This window comes from Kiloniella spongiae (assembly GCF_001026905.1).
Classification (GTDB): domain Bacteria; phylum Pseudomonadota; class Alphaproteobacteria; order Kiloniellales; family Kiloniellaceae; genus Kiloniella; species Kiloniella spongiae.
On the sequence record NZ_LAQL01000019.1, the window covers coordinates 38,916 to 54,254 of the forward strand.

17 protein-coding genes are annotated in these 15,339 nt (G+C 44.6%); 8 read left to right on the forward strand and 9 right to left on the reverse strand.

The window, feature by feature from the left end:
• Positions 1–46: 46 nt before the first annotated feature.
• From WH96_RS19215 to WH96_RS19225, 3 genes are all read right to left on the reverse strand, one after another.
• Positions 47–829 carry a tRNA1(Val) (adenine(37)-N6)-methyltransferase gene (locus WH96_RS19215; RefSeq protein ID WP_047765857.1) on the reverse strand — a complete coding sequence of 261 codons (783 nt, stop codon included), beginning with the start codon at positions 827–829 and terminating at the stop codon, positions 47–49.
• Positions 829–1,047 carry a putative signal transducing protein gene (locus WH96_RS19220; RefSeq protein ID WP_047765858.1) on the reverse strand — a complete coding sequence of 73 codons (219 nt, stop codon included), beginning with the start codon at positions 1,045–1,047 and terminating at the stop codon, positions 829–831. The genes WH96_RS19215 and WH96_RS19220 overlap by 1 nt, the downstream gene beginning before the upstream one ends.
• A gap of 271 nt (positions 1,048–1,318) precedes the next feature.
• Entirely contained in the window at positions 1,319–2,251 is a 933-nt protein-coding gene (locus WH96_RS19225; protein ID WP_047765859.1) for a LysR family transcriptional regulator, read from the reverse strand.
• A 140-nt stretch (positions 2,252–2,391) separates the two neighbouring features.
• Here WH96_RS19225 and WH96_RS19230 point away from each other — a divergent pair, with 140 nt between their 5' ends.
• The 6 genes from WH96_RS19230 to WH96_RS19255 all read left to right on the forward strand — a co-directional run bounded on the left by WH96_RS19230 (position 2,392) and on the right by WH96_RS19255 (position 9,304).
• The gene (locus WH96_RS19230) at positions 2,392–3,171 is read left to right on the forward strand and encodes a glutathione S-transferase family protein (protein WP_082130594.1); all 780 of its coding nucleotides are present in this window, start codon (positions 2,392–2,394) and stop codon (positions 3,169–3,171) included.
• 444 nt (positions 3,172–3,615) lie between these two features.
• Positions 3,616–4,584 (forward strand): polyprenyl synthetase family protein, encoded by a 969-nt coding sequence (locus WH96_RS19235; RefSeq protein ID WP_047765905.1) that lies wholly within the window; start codon positions 3,616–3,618, stop codon positions 4,582–4,584.
• Between the two features lie 283 nt (positions 4,585–4,867).
• Positions 4,868–5,485 carry a LysE family translocator gene (locus WH96_RS19240; protein WP_047765860.1) on the forward strand — a complete coding sequence of 206 codons (618 nt, stop codon included), beginning with the start codon at positions 4,868–4,870 and terminating at the stop codon, positions 5,483–5,485.
• Between the two features lie 161 nt (positions 5,486–5,646).
• A complete protein-coding gene (locus WH96_RS19245; protein WP_047765861.1) occupies positions 5,647–6,348 on the forward strand; it encodes a hypothetical protein in 702 nt (233 codons plus the stop codon).
• 224 nt (positions 6,349–6,572) lie between these two features.
• Positions 6,573–7,466: a DMT family transporter gene (locus WH96_RS19250; RefSeq protein ID WP_047765862.1), complete on the forward strand. Its 894-nt coding sequence runs from the start codon at positions 6,573–6,575 to the stop codon at positions 7,464–7,466.
• Between the two features lie 131 nt (positions 7,467–7,597).
• Complete coding sequence (locus WH96_RS19255; protein WP_047765863.1) at positions 7,598–9,304, forward strand: methyl-accepting chemotaxis protein; 1,707 nt, start codon at positions 7,598–7,600, stop codon at positions 9,302–9,304.
• Between the two features lie 142 nt (positions 9,305–9,446).
• On the opposite strand, the gene WH96_RS19260 is transcribed toward WH96_RS19255, so the two are convergent.
• The 5 genes from WH96_RS19260 to WH96_RS19280 all read right to left on the reverse strand — a co-directional run bounded on the left by WH96_RS19260 (position 9,447) and on the right by WH96_RS19280 (position 13,645).
• Complete coding sequence (locus tag WH96_RS19260) at positions 9,447–9,689, reverse strand: hypothetical protein (RefSeq protein ID WP_047765864.1); 243 nt, start codon at positions 9,687–9,689, stop codon at positions 9,447–9,449.
• A gap of 181 nt (positions 9,690–9,870) precedes the next feature.
• Positions 9,871–10,980, reverse strand: coding sequence for a DUF2336 domain-containing protein (locus WH96_RS19265; protein ID WP_047765906.1), 1,110 nt, complete (start codon positions 10,978–10,980; stop codon positions 9,871–9,873).
• Positions 10,981–11,238: 258 nt separating this feature from the next.
• A complete protein-coding gene (locus WH96_RS19270; protein ID WP_047765865.1) occupies positions 11,239–12,093 on the reverse strand; it encodes a substrate-binding periplasmic protein in 855 nt (284 codons plus the stop codon).
• 144 nt (positions 12,094–12,237) lie between these two features.
• Positions 12,238–12,882: a class I SAM-dependent methyltransferase gene (locus WH96_RS19275; RefSeq protein ID WP_047765866.1), complete on the reverse strand. Its 645-nt coding sequence runs from the start codon at positions 12,880–12,882 to the stop codon at positions 12,238–12,240.
• 259 nt (positions 12,883–13,141) lie between these two features.
• Positions 13,142–13,645: a DUF302 domain-containing protein gene (locus tag WH96_RS19280; protein WP_053006149.1), complete on the reverse strand. Its 504-nt coding sequence runs from the start codon at positions 13,643–13,645 to the stop codon at positions 13,142–13,144.
• Between the two features lie 401 nt (positions 13,646–14,046).
• On the opposite strand from WH96_RS19280, the gene WH96_RS19285 reads away from it, so the two are divergent.
• Positions 14,047–14,565: an adenine phosphoribosyltransferase gene (locus WH96_RS19285; RefSeq protein ID WP_047765908.1), complete on the forward strand. Its 519-nt coding sequence runs from the start codon at positions 14,047–14,049 to the stop codon at positions 14,563–14,565.
• Positions 14,566–14,710: 145 nt separating this feature from the next.
• Here WH96_RS19285 and WH96_RS22780 read toward each other — a convergent pair whose 3' ends face one another.
• Positions 14,711–14,875, reverse strand: coding sequence for a hypothetical protein (locus tag WH96_RS22780; RefSeq protein ID WP_407060106.1), 165 nt, complete (start codon positions 14,873–14,875; stop codon positions 14,711–14,713).
• Positions 14,876–14,929: 54 nt separating this feature from the next.
• On the opposite strand from WH96_RS22780, the gene WH96_RS22025 reads away from it, so the two are divergent.
• Positions 14,930–15,082 carry a hypothetical protein gene (locus tag WH96_RS22025; RefSeq protein ID WP_156176866.1) on the forward strand — a complete coding sequence of 51 codons (153 nt, stop codon included), beginning with the start codon at positions 14,930–14,932 and terminating at the stop codon, positions 15,080–15,082.
• Positions 15,083–15,339: the final 257 nt, after the last annotated feature.

A 15,339-nucleotide genomic window follows, 5' to 3' on the forward strand; every position in this document is an offset into this window, starting at 1 on the left:
GAACAGTTCCACTTGGTGATCCAAAAGCAAAAAATCTTTTCTCCTCCTAAAGTGGGAGCGCTTGTCCCCGTCTTAAAGCCCCATCGATAATATCGGTATAGGACCCGTCGGTTTTATGAAGTTTATGCCCCGCAGTGATGATCATAGGCTTGGATATTCCCCGTCGAGCACGCACAATAACCCGCTTGGCAGGTTGTCCCTCATAAGGCCACAGTGGGCAAACTTCTATTGCACCGGCTTTTTTCTCTCGAAATACAGACAGAATTTCATCCAAACGGTCTGCGCGATGAATAATGGTAACAGCGCCCTTATGTTTGACCAATTTCAAAGCTGCCAGCATCCAGTCCCGCAAAGTGGCTTCGCCTTCGTGGTTGGCAAGCAGCTTTATCGGATCCGGGGACCCATGTGATGTTCCTTTGGGCATAAAGGGTGGATTGCACATAACCTGATCGAAAGATCCCAAAGGCAAATCATCAGGTAATTTCAAAAGGTCGCCATTTACTAAAGACCATCGGTCTTTCAGACGATTCACTTGTCTGTTTTTTTCTGCGATTTGAAACAAAACGGCTTGTAATTCCAGCCCCGTTACTTTTGCTTGCGGTTCACGGCCCATCAGACAAAGTCCTGCCGTTCCAACACCACTTCCCAGATCCAGTATTTTCTCACCAGACATTACTGCGACAGTCGCCGCCAGAAGCACCGCATCAATGCCCGCGCGATATCCCTTGGCAGGCTGAAAGACCGTTACCTTACCACCGATAAACTCATCTTCTGTCAGAGCAAAATTCTCAAGAAGATTCTGGGAAATATTCTTGGGAAGATCCGGCATCAGATACTTTCCTCTATTTCACCTGCATCGCTTAGAACTCTTCGCGCCCGCAATGCATCTTCTTCCAGAACCATTACTCTGCGTTGGATTGCCCCAATAGATCCTTCTATAATAGAAGCATGTTGATCGAGCACCACGCACTCTATTCCCGCATCAGATAACAAAGCCTGAAGCCAGGAAAGTTTGACAATATCATTGGTCCGATAAATTTCGATCACGCTAGTCAGCCCGTATAAATCCAGAACACGTTTTACCAGAACACATAAATCAGGAAAAATTGGTACGCATATTCAACGCAGAAAACTATCGCCCCGACAAGGAAGCGGCAAGGAAAGATCGCACACCCCAAAAGTATTATGGGAAAGTGCTTCAAAAAGCATGGCTCGCATGCAATGCGCTTAGAAAATCTACCGGGAAAATCTACCGAATTATAAAGCCCTCAACTTACATAGCCAACAATCCAGCTTAAACTGATGAAGCAATTTAACTTTAAGCATCGATTTCTGGCTTACCTTCGAGAAGGTTTCTCTTTTTGCCAATTGCCGTGCTTAAAAAATCCATACAAACCCGAATGCGCCCAACCTTGCGTAAATCAGGATGCGTTAAAAGCCAGAGTTCATTATCAAATCCTTCCAGCGGCGCCTTCAGGGCCAACAATGTCGGATCAATTGCCGCCATAAAACAGGGCAAGATAGCAACACCACCACCATTACGCACCGCATCGGCAACCGCGAGCAAGCTATTATATCTGGTTTTCACCTGTGCATAGAGACCATTATCCTGAAACCATTTGTAGAAACGTAAATGGGCAAGGCTTTCGTCTGGGCCAATCCAATTCAGGTTCTTTAGCTCAGCCAAAATTTCAATTTCATGATTGCTTTTCAATAGATATTGATGGTCTTGCACTCTGCCATATATGCCAACACGAATATCAGCCATCTTTCTGCCGACCATATTATCCGGGCTTATTTTACTTGGGCGGATCGCAATCTCCGCTTCGCGCTTGTTCAAATTAACCAGTTCGTTAGAACAACCTATTTCCAGCTCTATATCGGGATAGGCTTTTTGCAGATCGGCAAAGATCGGAGACAGAAAGTTAATCAGAAGTGTATCGGTTGTAGTAATCCGAACCACACCACGAGGCTGAAGTTCCTCCCCAAGAAGTTGACGTTCCAACACCACCAGGTCCTGATCAAACTTTTCAGCCAGCTTGGTTACTGCCTCACCCGCCGTCGTTAGACCATAACCATCCCGGTTACGTTCAAATAGTTTAACTTCGAGTTTTTCTTCGATGTGATTTATATGTCGAAAGACAGTCGCGTGGCTTGTGCCCAACTGCCGCGCAGCACCAGACAAGGAACCAGACCTGGCAACGGCCAGCACAGTTCTTAAGTCTCGCCAATATTCACCCTGTTCATTCATGCAAAGATTATTTTCATTTTACGACAATTGATACCCACATACGTACAGACTAAATCATAACAATCAGAAGGACAATTACCTTGCACAGGCACTTAACAAGATACTTTGCATTAGTACCGAGCTATTGACAGGACAAACCGATGACAACCGATCTTTCACCAAACAGAACAGAAACAAAGACCGCATACTCAGAACCACAGCCAAGTCGTCCCAATGGTACAACATCAAGTAACAAGAACTTAGTTGCAAACGGCAAAATAGAGCTGGTGAGCTTTGCCCTATGTCCCTACGTGCAAAGAGCAATAATCATACTGGACGAAAAACAAATTCCGCATAACCGGACATACATTGATCTCGCGAACAAACCTGACTGGTTCAAAGAAATCTCTCCCCTTGGCAAGGTTCCCCTGTTGCAAACAGAGCAGGGCGTTCTATTTGAATCTGCCGTCATAGGTGAATATCTGGACGAAGTAACCACAGGATCGCTTCACCCAAAAAATGCCTTCGAGAAAGCCCGCCATCGATCCTGGATTGAATTCGGTTCAACCATCCTTGCAGCTATCGCAGGCTTTTACAGCGCGCCAGACCACCAAAGCTTTCAGGAAAAACGCGCCGTTATTGCCAGTAAGTTTGAACAGTTGGAAACTCAGCTAGGAGAAACTGATTATTTTGCCTCGGATGACTTCCAATTCATTGATGCCGTTTATGGCCCAATCTTCCGTTATTTCGATACTTTTGAACTTTTTATTTCCGATAGCTTTTTCCAGAGCACAGTCCGCGTCCAGAAATACAGAGCAAAGCTGTCCGAACGTCCCTCAGTCATTCAGGCTGTCTCAGGTGACTATCAAAACAGATTGATCGATTTTCTTCTTAAAAAGAACTCTTATCTCGCTCAATTGATCAATCAAAAAGCAACCTGAGGCATTTTCAGATCTGAGCATGGAGAGTCAGATCCCCGTAACCAAACAAAAATGTAATCGGACAGATACGGGTAATCACGTCAAAGGGATTCATTTGATTGCTCGTATTGAACAGAACCCGTGCAGCACTGAAAAAGCCCTACAGCATGAATTTTTACCTATTCCCTGTTTCTTATGGTCACACTCTTATAAAAATACCGTTATCCGGTTTACTCCCCCAACGCCTTCCTATAAGAACGACCTATCGGGAATAACGGTCTCGGAACAGCTGTCAGGGAATAATGATCGGGAAAGAACGATCAAGAATAGACCCCCCTCTTAGCTATCGTGGACCTTGGTAATTAGTAGGGGAAGAACGTGGCCATTGCTGCGGATGTAAAATCTGATCAAAAAGATCCTGACGTCACCTCTGACCTTGGGTCCCCAAATGGGCCCAAGAATGGCATGGACGTTCTTATGGACCTCGTGTCTGACGATTTGCAGGCTGTGAATGCCCTGATCATGAAACATATGCAGTCCAATGTTGTTCTAATTCCACAACTTGCCGGACACTTGATTGCCGCGGGCGGCAAAAGATTGCGCCCGCTATTAACGCTCGCTTCTGCACGATTGTGTGGCTACCAAGGTGATCGTCATTTTGGCCTTGCCGCTTGTATTGAGTTTATACATACAGCAACGCTTTTGCACGATGATGTCGTTGACGAAAGTGACTTGCGCCGCGGACGGGATACTGCAAACGCCATCTTTGGTAACAAACCGAGTGTTCTGGTCGGTGACTTTCTTTTCAGCCGTGCTTTTCAGCTTATGTCACGCGACAGTTCTCTGGAAGTGATCCGCATTTTGTCAGATGCCTCGGCCATTATTGCCGAAGGTGAAGTTCAACAGTTAATGACAACAAACGATCTTGAAACAGATCGCGATGCCTATCTGGAAGTTATCAGTGGTAAGACTGCCGTTCTCTTTGCAGCGTCATGTCAGCTTGGTGCTGTAGTTGCGGAACGCCCGGAAAACGAAGAGCAAGCCCTTGAAAACTATGGCCAGTATCTGGGTATCGCCTTTCAGCTTGTCGATGACATTCTTGATTACTCTGCCAAACAGGCTGCCTTAGGAAAAACTGTCGGCGATGATTTCCGCGAAGGAAAAATGACCCTACCTATCATTCTCGCTTACGAAAAAGCTGATAGCGAAGAAAAGGTTTTCTGGAAGCGTGTAATTGAGGATCTTGACCAGAACGATGACGATTTAGACACCGCAATTGCCTTGATGAACAAATACAACGCGCTCGAAGATAGTATGGCAAAAGCCCGTGAATATGTAGAAAAAGCCATAACTGAACTGGATATCTTCCCAGATAGCCCGGAAAAATCAGCACTCATTGGTGCTGTACAATTCTCCATCGCCAGAGAGTTTTAAAAAAAGAAAATTTTAAAAATAGAGAATTTAAAACTTCAATCCTGCCCCAACTTTAACTAAAGGGGCAGCTAGGCACGGTATATCAACGACCATCTACCGCCAACTCAAGTTTCTTTCATTCCGAATACATAGTCATTATGATTATGCTTCCTATTGCCACACAAAAACATAGCCTATACCCTGAGCATTCCTCACGAAAGATCGAGGTCTTTGCAAAGCTATACCCGATCATTAACAAACCGTTTTTTGAATGTTTGTTTAAATTAGCCAAAGGTTGAAATTTATGACCGTTGAATTTTTATTGACCTCTCTCGTAATTATTTTAATTCCTGGCACAGGCGTTTTATACACAATCGCTACAGGCTTGGCAGCTGGTCGCACAGCCAGTATTGCAGCGGCTTTTGGTTGTACGCTCGGCATTGTTCCTGCGCTTATTGCTGCCGCTTTTGGTCTTGCAGCGATCCTCCACACCAGTGCCCTTTTATTTCAGGTCGTAAAATTCGCAGGCGTTGCCTACTTACTTTATCTTGCGTATCAAACATTCAAAGATAATGGTCCAGTGTCTCTGGAACAAAAAGATCGCCTCCCCATTAGTGTAAAAAAAATTGTCTCAACAGGTGCTTTGATCAACGTTTTGAACCCGAAACTTTCCATCTTCTTTCTCGCATTTTTGCCACAGTTTGTTGACGCAAAATCAAACACATGGATGATGGATACCCTCACCTTGGGACTCACATTTATGGCAATGACCTTCATTGTCTTTATTGGTTACGGGATCTTTGCAGCCTTCATCGGTAACTTCGCCCTAAAAAGTGAACGCTTTATGCGCTGGTTCCGCAGAACAACAGCCGCAGCCTTTGCCGGATTTGGTTTCAGACTGGCCTTTAGTGATAATAGTTAATCATCCTGACAGTCAAATCACACATACACAAAGAGACAGTGAGTTTAAACAGAGTGGTTAACATCTGTTAACACTCTGTCAATCAGGATGATTTATGCTGCTGCCAAAGGTATTTGGACCAAAAGGAATTGGACCAAGGGGGAGTTCGGTATTTACAGGGCATGAATAAGTTCAAAACCACAAAGGCGGTCAATCGCCTCAGCATCTTACTTGCCATACTCGTACCGTTGGTTTTCATCGGCATTGTCATGTTGAAAAATCAGAAGGTTCCGGCTGGCTTTGAAATTATAAAACTTGGCGGCATCATGCTTGCCATTGCAATTGCTGTGTGGATTGCCGTTCGTATTACAGCCCTACTCGCGACCATTCTCGGCGACTGGCTCGATAGTATTCTCTCAAAGGCTCTGGGAAACAAAAAGACTGACAAAGATCAGGTTGCTCCTAACTCTCAAAACAGCCATATCATTGATGCTGAAATAGTCGATGAAGAAACATCCGACGGCGTTTGGAAAAACGGGGATATGGCAACCAAAGCCGAACCCGATTGGGCAAAAGCAACATTGGACCCGCATGCTGCACTATCTTCTGATCAAGAAATAGATCAAAAAATAAAACAAAAGCGCGTCCTTGCCCCACCATCAAAAACGACAAAAACCATCATGGTTGTCATTGCCTTTGCCGTTATTTTTGCCCTGATCAGAAACCTCTTTGATGATGAATGGTTGACCTTGCTTGCTCCTATCCCGGGATTGTGGGCCATTATCAGTCTATGGTGGATCTGGGATCCTAAAAAAGAAACTAAAAGCACCAAGGAAAACACTGAACAAAGCACAGGAAAGACAACATATAACCAATCGGATTAAAGGCAATCTTCACAGATACCCTTCACAGACATCATCCTTGTATTGCACTATGTAGTATTCGCATAATTCTCTATACGGATAGAGCAGTTATGATCCAGATTAGGAAAACTAATCTTTAAATATAGTTTTTATCGGCTTGCCAGATTTAACAATCCGACTAAAGTCGCAAGAAGACTACAATCAAAAGCAAAATAATAAAACTTTCTCAGTAACAGGATCTTCCTATGTTTCTCGTTGAAATTGCGGCGCTTTCTGCTGCAACCTGCTGGGCCGTTGGCAGCATCGTTTCGGTCATGCCGGTAGAGCGCCTTGGAACCATAGGATTTAACCGTGTTCGTATGATCATCGTCTTTGCCATGCTTGGCAGCTACGTCACGATTTTTGGCGGTTGGGAAACAATTCAGAAAGATCAAATTGCTGAAATAATGCTTTCAGGCTTTATTGGTATCCTGCTTGGAGACACGGCTCTTTTTGCAACAATGAATAGGTTGGGCCCCCGTCGCACAGCCATCCTCTTTTCCACAAATGCTCCCATGAGTACGCTTCTGGGGTGGATATTTCTGGATGAAGCTCTACCGCCAACAGCACTGCTAGGAACTATTCTGGTGATTTCGGGGGTTATTCTAGCCATTGTTTATGGCAAACGCCGTGATCAACTCCATAAATGGGAAGCCATAAAAGGACCGTTGATTGTGGGCGTTGGCATTGGGTTGATTGCCGCTTTAGGGCAATCTGTAGGCTCCCTTATTGCTAAACCGGTAATGGCATCAGGCGCAGATCCCTTTGCCGTTTCCGCAATGCGTGTGGGAATCACAGCCCTTGGTCTCGTTATTTTGTGCTCTGCGCCGGTTCAAGCCTTCAAGTTAAAGACAAAGCTTGATAGCCAGATCATCGCCCATATCGTCATCTCAGGCTTTCTCGGTATGTTCGTGGGTATGACACTGATTCTCTATGCCCTCGCAAAAGGCGACGTCGGTATTGTCGCAACCCTATCTGCAACAACACCTGTTATCATGCTTCCAATGATGTGGTTTAGAACCAAAGAACGTCCGGCCATAGGGGCGTGGATCGGCGCGATTATCGTTGTTATCGGGACGGGGCTGATTTTTATGGGTTAGTCGAATCTTCAATCAAACTATCTAAACTACTGATACAGCTTAGTAAAAAATATCAAATCTATTGGAAAAGATATTTTTAATCTTTTCATCATACTCTTGTATTCCTGACGTCATATGAACCGGGAAGACAAATGAAAATAAGTAAGAATGCAGGATTCCGTATTGGGCACAGATTGATCGCGTTGATTATCTTTGCGTCATTGGGCCTACTCATCGTTGGCGGTGTTTCACTTAGCAGCTTAAGAAGTGACCTGTTCAAACAAAAGCAAACCGAGTTGAAGCACATTATTGAATCCGCAATCAGTTTGTCTGACGGGTATTATAAACGTGCCCAAGACGGTGAGATGTCCGAAGAAGAGGCACAGAAAGCAGCACTTACCGCTATTAATGGTATTCGTTATGGCGAAGGTGGTGATTATCTTTGGGTTAACGACAGTAACTCTGTCATGATCATGCACCCGATAAAACCAGCATTGGAAGGTAAAGACCTCAGCAAACTGGAAGATAAAAATGGTAAGCTGATCTTCCCAGCTTTTGTCAAAGTCGTAAACTCCTCTGCTACTGGCGGCGGCTATGTTGACTATCTATGGCCCAAACCTGGATCAGAAAACCCTGTTGAAAAGCTTTCTTACGTCCAAAAATACAAAAACTGGGGCTGGATTATTGGTACCGGCGTTTATATGGATGATTTTGATGCAGCGTTGCTAGAGCGTACCCAACTTCTCATCGGTATTATGCTTACCGTATTGATCATCACAATCATCATTTCCATCGCCGTCACCCGGAGTATTACTTCGCCCTTGAGCAGAATGACACAGGCAATGATGGATCTCGCCCACGGCAAAACCGATGCGGAAGTTCCTCAGCCAAAGTTCAATGATGAAATAAAAGACATGGCCGCAGCCATGGAAGTCTTCCATGCCAACGCAATTGAGCGCCAACGAATGCAAGGAGAGCAAGAAGAGCAACAACGTCTGGCCAATGAAGAAAAACAGGCGATGCTTTCCGAACTTGCCAGTAACTTTGAACAATCTGTTGGTGCCTTGACACAACAAGTGGCAAATGGTGCGGTTCAATCTTGCGCTGGGGCACAGGAAATGGCCGCCATTGCCGGCGAAACCAGCAGCGAAGCGAGCGCCATTGTTGAAGTCTGTCATGTGGCATCAAAAAGTGTGAACGCTGTCACGAACGCATCGCAGTTGCTAACCAACTCTATCGAAGAAATTGACACGCGAGTACGCGAGTCTTCTTCTGTTGCGACCGAGGCTGTTACCCAGATCAAGAAAACAAACGAAGAGGTCGAAGGCCTTTCAGAAGCGGCCCGTAAAATTGGTGACGTCGTTGGCTTGATTTCCGACATTGCTGAACAGACCAACTTGCTAGCCCTTAACGCAACGATTGAGGCTGCCCGTGCAGGTGAAGCAGGTAAAGGCTTTGCTGTTGTGGCGTCCGAAGTTAAATCCCTTGCCACACAAACAGCAAAAGCAACCGAGGAAATTTCCGAACAAATCACATCCATGCAGTCCGCCACAGGTACTGCTGTCGGGGCGATTAAAGGCATTCAAGATATTATTACCCAAATCGACGAGATTTCTGGTACTATATCCGAAGCTGTGGAGCGCCAGAATCAAGCAACACAGGATATTGCACAGAACGTGCAAGAAGCATCATACAGTACAGGTCAGGTTACAGATACTGTAGACCGCGTACGTAGCACCGCCGAAAATGCAAATGCTGCGGCGCAAGCTGTTGAGGGTATGATTACTCAAATGACTGACAATGCAGACCAGTTAGGTAAAGAAGTGGAAGCCTTTTTAAGCAAGGTTAGGGTCGCTTGATCTCCATCCCCTAACTTTTGTTTGATGAGCAGGCCCCGGTAAATCCCCCCATCGGGGCCTGTTCTTTATCCAAAGTCCAAAAAATTAAGCGTCCGATTTTGACCCAGAACACGGGTGGCTCAATCAACGGCACCAGAACGTATCAACGCCCGATCGATCTATTTGCAGACATATGAGCGACAAAATCCTGCCCCCCGAGCAGCCCGACAAGATGCGGCACCATCAGAACAATAATGATTAAAGCCAGGAACTGAACCGCCGTTGGTGACACCCAACGTATTGTCCCCGGAACTCTTGGCCGCTTGGCCCACCACCCCGCGAGCAAAATCACCACTAGGCCCGAAAACATTATAGCAAGGGTAATCGTTAAATCAGGTCCGGGCATTTTCTCTTCTTGGGGCGCGTTTTTATAAGTTCTTTCGATCTATTCTTTCCCCGACGGTTTTACAAGGGGTTCGACGGTTTTAAAACCACAAATAACTCACGACTTATCGAAAAGAGTGTAAAAATAAAGCGGCCTGAAAACAGACCGCTTTACCATCAATCAAAATCAATCGCGAAATGAATCAGGCAGAATAGCCTTGAAGTTTATTGATCAAATATTCAATTTCATTGGGACTAAGTTCCTCATCAGGAACTTCGAATACAGTCAAAACCCGCTCCAGCAATCGGCTGGCAAAAACTTCACGATCATTCCCCTCGCCGCTGTAATCCATTTCCCGGTACACCTTGATCGCCTCTTTTACAAATGGGAAATAAGCCATCAGCATTCCCGCTTTGTTATAAAGAGATTTCAAGCCAAGTTGTCCTTCATCATGGATAAGTGCTTGGGCGTTATTCAACTTAATACCAGCCAGTTCAGCCATGGCTGTCTCAAAGAACATCATATCACCCGAACACAAAGCTCTTAAAACCAGTGAGGGCGTTAATTTTCCGCCTTTGTGTAGTTGTTTTACAAGCTTCACCAATTCATCCTGACTATTCCCCTCTTTTAATAGAGAAACAGTCGCTCGCTCACGGACTTGTAGAATAAGATTAGAAGCCTGATCATAATCAAGTTCATGTTTACTAACGATATAATGCCGCAAGCGATCTGACAGCGAATTCATTAAACGTTCAGATACAGATGCCGGTAAAGAAGGACGCCTGGAAAGAGAGCCAGTAACGATCTCACTTTCTTTATATTCGGTCATCACACGGCCATAGCCCTGCTCCGTAATAATAGCTCCTTCGTTTGCCACCAATTTCGCGACGGCATTTTCATTACCAGTATCAATGACAGCATCGGATACAGCTTCAGATACATTAGAACGCAGCGCAATTGCTTCCTGTTTCGCAGCACTTTCCGACTTTAGAAGGTTTATGAGATCTTCATCCGTAAAGACATCAGAAAACTTCAACACAGGCAGAGAAACAGATTCAACATCTGCAGCCATTGCCAAAGCAACATCTTTCGGAAGATCATCAGCAACTTTTAATGAATTTGCCAAGGCTTCCCTGACAACAATCTCAGCATCCTTGACTAAAGCACGGAAAATATCTTCCGCTACCGCTTTTTCTTCGTCGGTAAACTCTTTAGCTTCAAAATGCGAAGCAACTTTGATTGTGGTCTCTGCCCTCACCTCTGGTGAAGAATTTGCCAATAATTTTGCTACATCTTGTTGCGTAAGACTCATGGTTCTCCAGCTTCTTTCAAACCCGTTGGACACAAATCCGGCATGGATTGGTGACATTTCCTGAGAACATTATGGGTATAGCCAGTTAATTCATGCTTAATAAAAAAATAAAACATGTCGGATTTTTTAATTATATTTCATCAAGTTGAAAACACAAAATCCACAATAAATAAATAAATATCAATAAGATAACTAAATAACGAGATATATTGACCTTTCGCGCGTTAAAAATATTTTTAACCACATAAATAATAACTTCTAAAAAACAGACGGAAGTGCCCCGTTCCAATCCGGTAATCCATAGGCTTTCATTATCTCTGGCACACGACCAGTTTGCACCAAGCTCTTCATTCTCTGATCAAAATATTCCATTGCCTCCAGGACAAAGGCTCTTTTAGTCAAATCAGGCGTAAAAGCCATATAGACATTTGCCTTCGACACACAGCCTGCTGATGTAATTTTATCTGCATAACCTTCGATTTTAAGCGCATAAATTGTTGAATTATAAGTAAAAAGGAAGCTGTTCAAACGCCCCTTATCAATCATACGAAAGCTTAGCGGTAGGTAACGGGGGCCATAAGTCAGAAAATGAAATCCCTCTCTATTTTCTGCAATATAATCATTTAAACCTTCGATAGATGTATCGTGTGCAATACCGATCCTCTGTCCTTTTAAGGATGCTTCGCCCTGATAAGTCCATGTAGATCCTCGTGCGGCAAAGAAACACATTTTCTGAGCACCTACTTCTTCTTTTGGATATAGAAGGTCTGGCGCTTCGGCACGTGCAGGGGATAACAAAGCATGTACTTCACCTGTGCGCGCCATATGAATTGATCGCGACCAAGGGTAGGTCACCACATCCAACTCGTAAGGGCTATCTGCAAAGATCTCCTTCACAGTGTCCATAATATAGCCTTCCTGCTTTACTTTTGGACAAAGCTGAGGACACCAGTCAATCGAGGCAACCACCAGTTTTTTCTTTTGGGTTTTTATTGAATTTTGAGCGTGGACTGGATGAATTCCTCCTGCTCCAATGAATCCCCCGACAAAGATCTGTGCCCCAGCAAAAAACAGAAAGAGAAATATGCGCTTTAAAAGCCATGAAGCCGACATCAGTTAATGCACCTCTGCAAAAAGCTAAATACATTTCGGCAACAAAATAATAAGAAGAACAGCCATCCCATCATTATCGAACAATAACAGATAAAAATAATTTTAGGAAATTACTTCAAAATACTCAGGAGAGATTTGTAACAATTATTCCGTCATAAAAACGTCGTAACGGGTCGACTTCCCCATCAATTGATGGGATGGTTTTCTGATATTGGGCAAAGGGTCGCCCTTAGCTGGCCACTTCAGAACAACGCGTTTCTTCGCCATTTCCAAGGCAACTTTCATCAAACCTTCAGCATCAGGGTCTGCGCCGACATAACTTCGCAGAACGCGCATCTCTTTTTTTACCAATGCTTTGGTTTTTCGCGGCGGGTGCATCGGATCCACCACAATCACATCAGCCGACAGGCCGGAAAGAAGTTCTTTCGCATCCCCAAAAAGAAGCGTCATTCTAGAGATTATTTCAGCAATCTGCTCATCAGCAACACGCGCCCGATCCAGTCCCTCTTCCAACATTGCGTGTACCTCGGCTGAGCGTTCGATTAACGTAACTTGTGCCCCCAAAGATGCTAGAAGAAAAGCATCCCGGCCAAAGCCCGCGGTTGCATCGATGACTGTCGGCGTCCGCCCTTTTGTAAACCCGGCGGCTTTGGGCAATGCCTGCCCTCTGCCGCCGCCAAATTTCAAACGATGCCCGACTGCCCCCCCCGCAAAATCGCAAAACAAACGATCTTGAGCGAACTCATCGTCATCAGTTTCAGTTGAGGTATCTTTAACCCGACGTTTCATTTATGACCTTCTGGAACTTGCCCAGTTAACCTGAAGCCAGCTCGGTATAAAAGCTTATCAAAGATACTTTCTCTAAACGATCATGCCAAAAGGGTAAAGCCATAACAGAAGATCACGTCAGCACCAAAGACATGGAAATTATCACGCGTACCAAATAACAGACCTTATGCTATAGCACTTCCTCTCAAGGAAAATTGTATCAATTTGATACCACATAAACCTAAAATTCAATCCAAAGTGCTGTATTGTAAAATTGAGGTTACTGTGCTGCGCCCTTAGCAATAGCTTCAAAAATACCATCAAGTTCTTTTGCCATAACATCAAGGTCATCAGAGTTATAAGGCGCAAAAACAGCTGTTGGTTTACGGTAGGTCAAAACAGACGTGCCATCGCTACTTTCTGTCAGATAAAATCGGATCGGCGCTTCAATTCCTGCTGGGACGGATGCAGCCAGCATGCGGCGGGCAAAATCGTTACGATAAACACCGACAACCAAATTCCCCGGAATGGTAATCCCTGCTTTGGCTGCACCACCGGAAGCACTCGCACGGGTCACAAGTCCCATCTTATTCGTTTTGATCGAGGTCTTCAGATCATCGGCAAGGGCTTTGAAAGATTTTTCTGTTTTTATAACCACCATCCCTTCATAGGGATATCCCTGATCCGCTTGCGCCAAGGACACAACACTTCCAAACAAAACCATCGTTAAAAGAGGTAATGATTTCAAAATAAATCCGATTAATCCGTAACGACGTCTGATCATTTGACTACTCCTGCCCTCAAAGCTGAAAATTAGGAAAACTGATAAAAGAACCTGAAAAAATTTGACCCCTTCAGGTAGGAAGCAAATGTTGTTCTCACAAAATATTTGTTTTCAACAACTGCTTACTTGATAGCACCATAAGCCTCAGAGCATTACAACAGGCCTCACCACTTCGTGATCGTCTCATCGTTGGCAAACGACATAACGTCGACACTAACGGTTTGCTCTGCCAAATTGGCTGTTTCTCTATGACATTACGTAAAAGTTCATGTTGCAGAATCATTGCAAGTCCAGCGCAAGTTCTGCATAAACGTCAGTGTCATTTATAAGGCAAAGACAACAGCCTTCCAGCCAACCCCAAAACAAGACCAGATAAACAAGGGATCATAGAGACCATGAGCATCAACTTGAAAGATCACATCCGGGAAGTTCCTGATTATCCCAAACCCGGTATTCTTTTCTATGACATCTCTACCCTTCTGGCGCATGCAGAAGCTTGGCACGAAACCATAGAGCGACTGGCTGTTGTGATTGAAAAGGAAAAGCCAGATGTTCTCGCAGGTATTGAATCTCGTGGGTTCCTTCTCGCAGCTCCTCTGGCGATGCGGTTGGGCATGGGCTTTATGATGATCCGTAAAAAAGGCAAGCTACCGGGGAAAACCATACCCTTTACCTATGATCTGGAATACGGCACTGATACCATCGAAATTCAGGAAGATGCCATCAAACCCGGCCAGCGTGTGGTCATGCTTGATGATCTACTGGCTACTGGCGGTACAATGGAAGCCGCAGTCGCCTTAATGCAACAGGCTGGTGCCGATGTGCGAAGAATTGCCTGTATTATCGAATTGAACTTCCTCAAAGGCCGGGAAAAACTCGGTGGCCTGCCTGTCACCTCCCTTATTCAGTACGACGACTAAATACGCAGGGAAAGCCTCAAACTTTTTCCAATGGCCTATACGACAGTGGGGATAGTTCAATAATAATTCTGCCCCCGACTTGAATGATACCTCCTTCTAGGACCATCGCCATTACACCAGCCTTGGCACAAGATTATTGTTTTCATCACATCCCTAAAGCCTTGGTCAAAGCCTGCTGATAGCCATTGAGCTGCTTGCAGGGTTTTCGAAGCCCTGTTATCCAGATCACGGCTCTGATACCTAAAAGCAAAATCATTCTTACAGGAAGCCCAAACAAATCTAGGCCTTGGGTTGTAATATTCTTTCCCATAGTAGCAGGGCCGACCTTAAAACCAACCGCAAGTAAATCTAGGTGGAGTTCAGAATGGATCAAACCTACTTACTGCAAGGTTGGCGAGTTGGCTCTCTTCCCACACGAGGAACCTTGCTTCACCGTAACAGCTACATTGGGCATCAATTGCACACCCGAAATTCTCACCCCAATATAGTAGATCTGCACAAAGTCATCGCATCGTAATAAGTCTTTCTTATAGTGGCAAATATCACATAGATGTGTATTGGGCTTTTTGAGAATATCCATTCCCTTTTCGGATGTTGTACTAGTGTTGGATTAAACCCATTTTTTCAACAACGTCCGATTTGTTAATATGAAGCTAGGAATCTGCTGAGTAATTTTTGCCTCTAACTCATGATCCTATAGTTATAAAATTTGATAAGTAAATATTCATTATACATCTATTAAGATTATAAAAAGTACTATTATCAACCATACGA

What these genes read in the sequence shown, in the direction of transcription:
- WH96_RS19240 (WP_047765860.1), top strand. Translation starts at nt 4,868, where the DNA reads ATGACCGTTGAATTTTTATTGACCTCTCTCGTAATTATTTTAATTCCT.
- WH96_RS22780 (WP_407060106.1), bottom strand. Translation starts at nt 14,875, where the DNA reads ATGGGAAAGAATATTACAACCCAAGGCCTAGATTTGTTTGGGCTTCCT.
- WH96_RS19265 (WP_047765906.1), bottom strand. Translation starts at nt 10,980, where the DNA reads ATGAGTCTTACGCAACAAGATGTAGCAAAATTATTGGCAAATTCTTCA.
- WH96_RS19260 (WP_047765864.1), bottom strand. Translation starts at nt 9,689, where the DNA reads ATGCCCGGACCTGATTTAACGATTACCCTTGCTATAATGTTTTCGGGC.
- WH96_RS19215 (WP_047765857.1), bottom strand. Translation starts at nt 829, where the DNA reads ATGCCGGATCTTCCCAAGAATATTTCCCAGAATCTTCTTGAGAATTTT.
- WH96_RS19255 (WP_047765863.1), top strand. Translation starts at nt 7,598, where the DNA reads ATGAAAATAAGTAAGAATGCAGGATTCCGTATTGGGCACAGATTGATC.
- WH96_RS19280 (WP_053006149.1), bottom strand. Translation starts at nt 13,645, where the DNA reads ATGATCAGACGTCGTTACGGATTAATCGGATTTATTTTGAAATCATTA.
- WH96_RS19250 (WP_047765862.1), top strand. Translation starts at nt 6,573, where the DNA reads ATGTTTCTCGTTGAAATTGCGGCGCTTTCTGCTGCAACCTGCTGGGCC.
- WH96_RS19225 (WP_047765859.1), bottom strand. Translation starts at nt 2,251, where the DNA reads ATGAATGAACAGGGTGAATATTGGCGAGACTTAAGAACTGTGCTGGCC.
- WH96_RS19245 (WP_047765861.1), top strand. Translation starts at nt 5,647, where the DNA reads ATGAATAAGTTCAAAACCACAAAGGCGGTCAATCGCCTCAGCATCTTA.
- WH96_RS19235 (WP_047765905.1), top strand. Translation starts at nt 3,616, where the DNA reads ATGGACGTTCTTATGGACCTCGTGTCTGACGATTTGCAGGCTGTGAAT.
- WH96_RS19270 (WP_047765865.1), bottom strand. Translation starts at nt 12,093, where the DNA reads ATGTCGGCTTCATGGCTTTTAAAGCGCATATTTCTCTTTCTGTTTTTT.
- WH96_RS19275 (WP_047765866.1), bottom strand. Translation starts at nt 12,882, where the DNA reads ATGAAACGTCGGGTTAAAGATACCTCAACTGAAACTGATGACGATGAG.
- WH96_RS19230 (WP_082130594.1), top strand. Translation starts at nt 2,392, where the DNA reads ATGACAACCGATCTTTCACCAAACAGAACAGAAACAAAGACCGCATAC.
- WH96_RS22025 (WP_156176866.1), top strand. Translation starts at nt 14,930, where the DNA reads ATGGATCAAACCTACTTACTGCAAGGTTGGCGAGTTGGCTCTCTTCCC.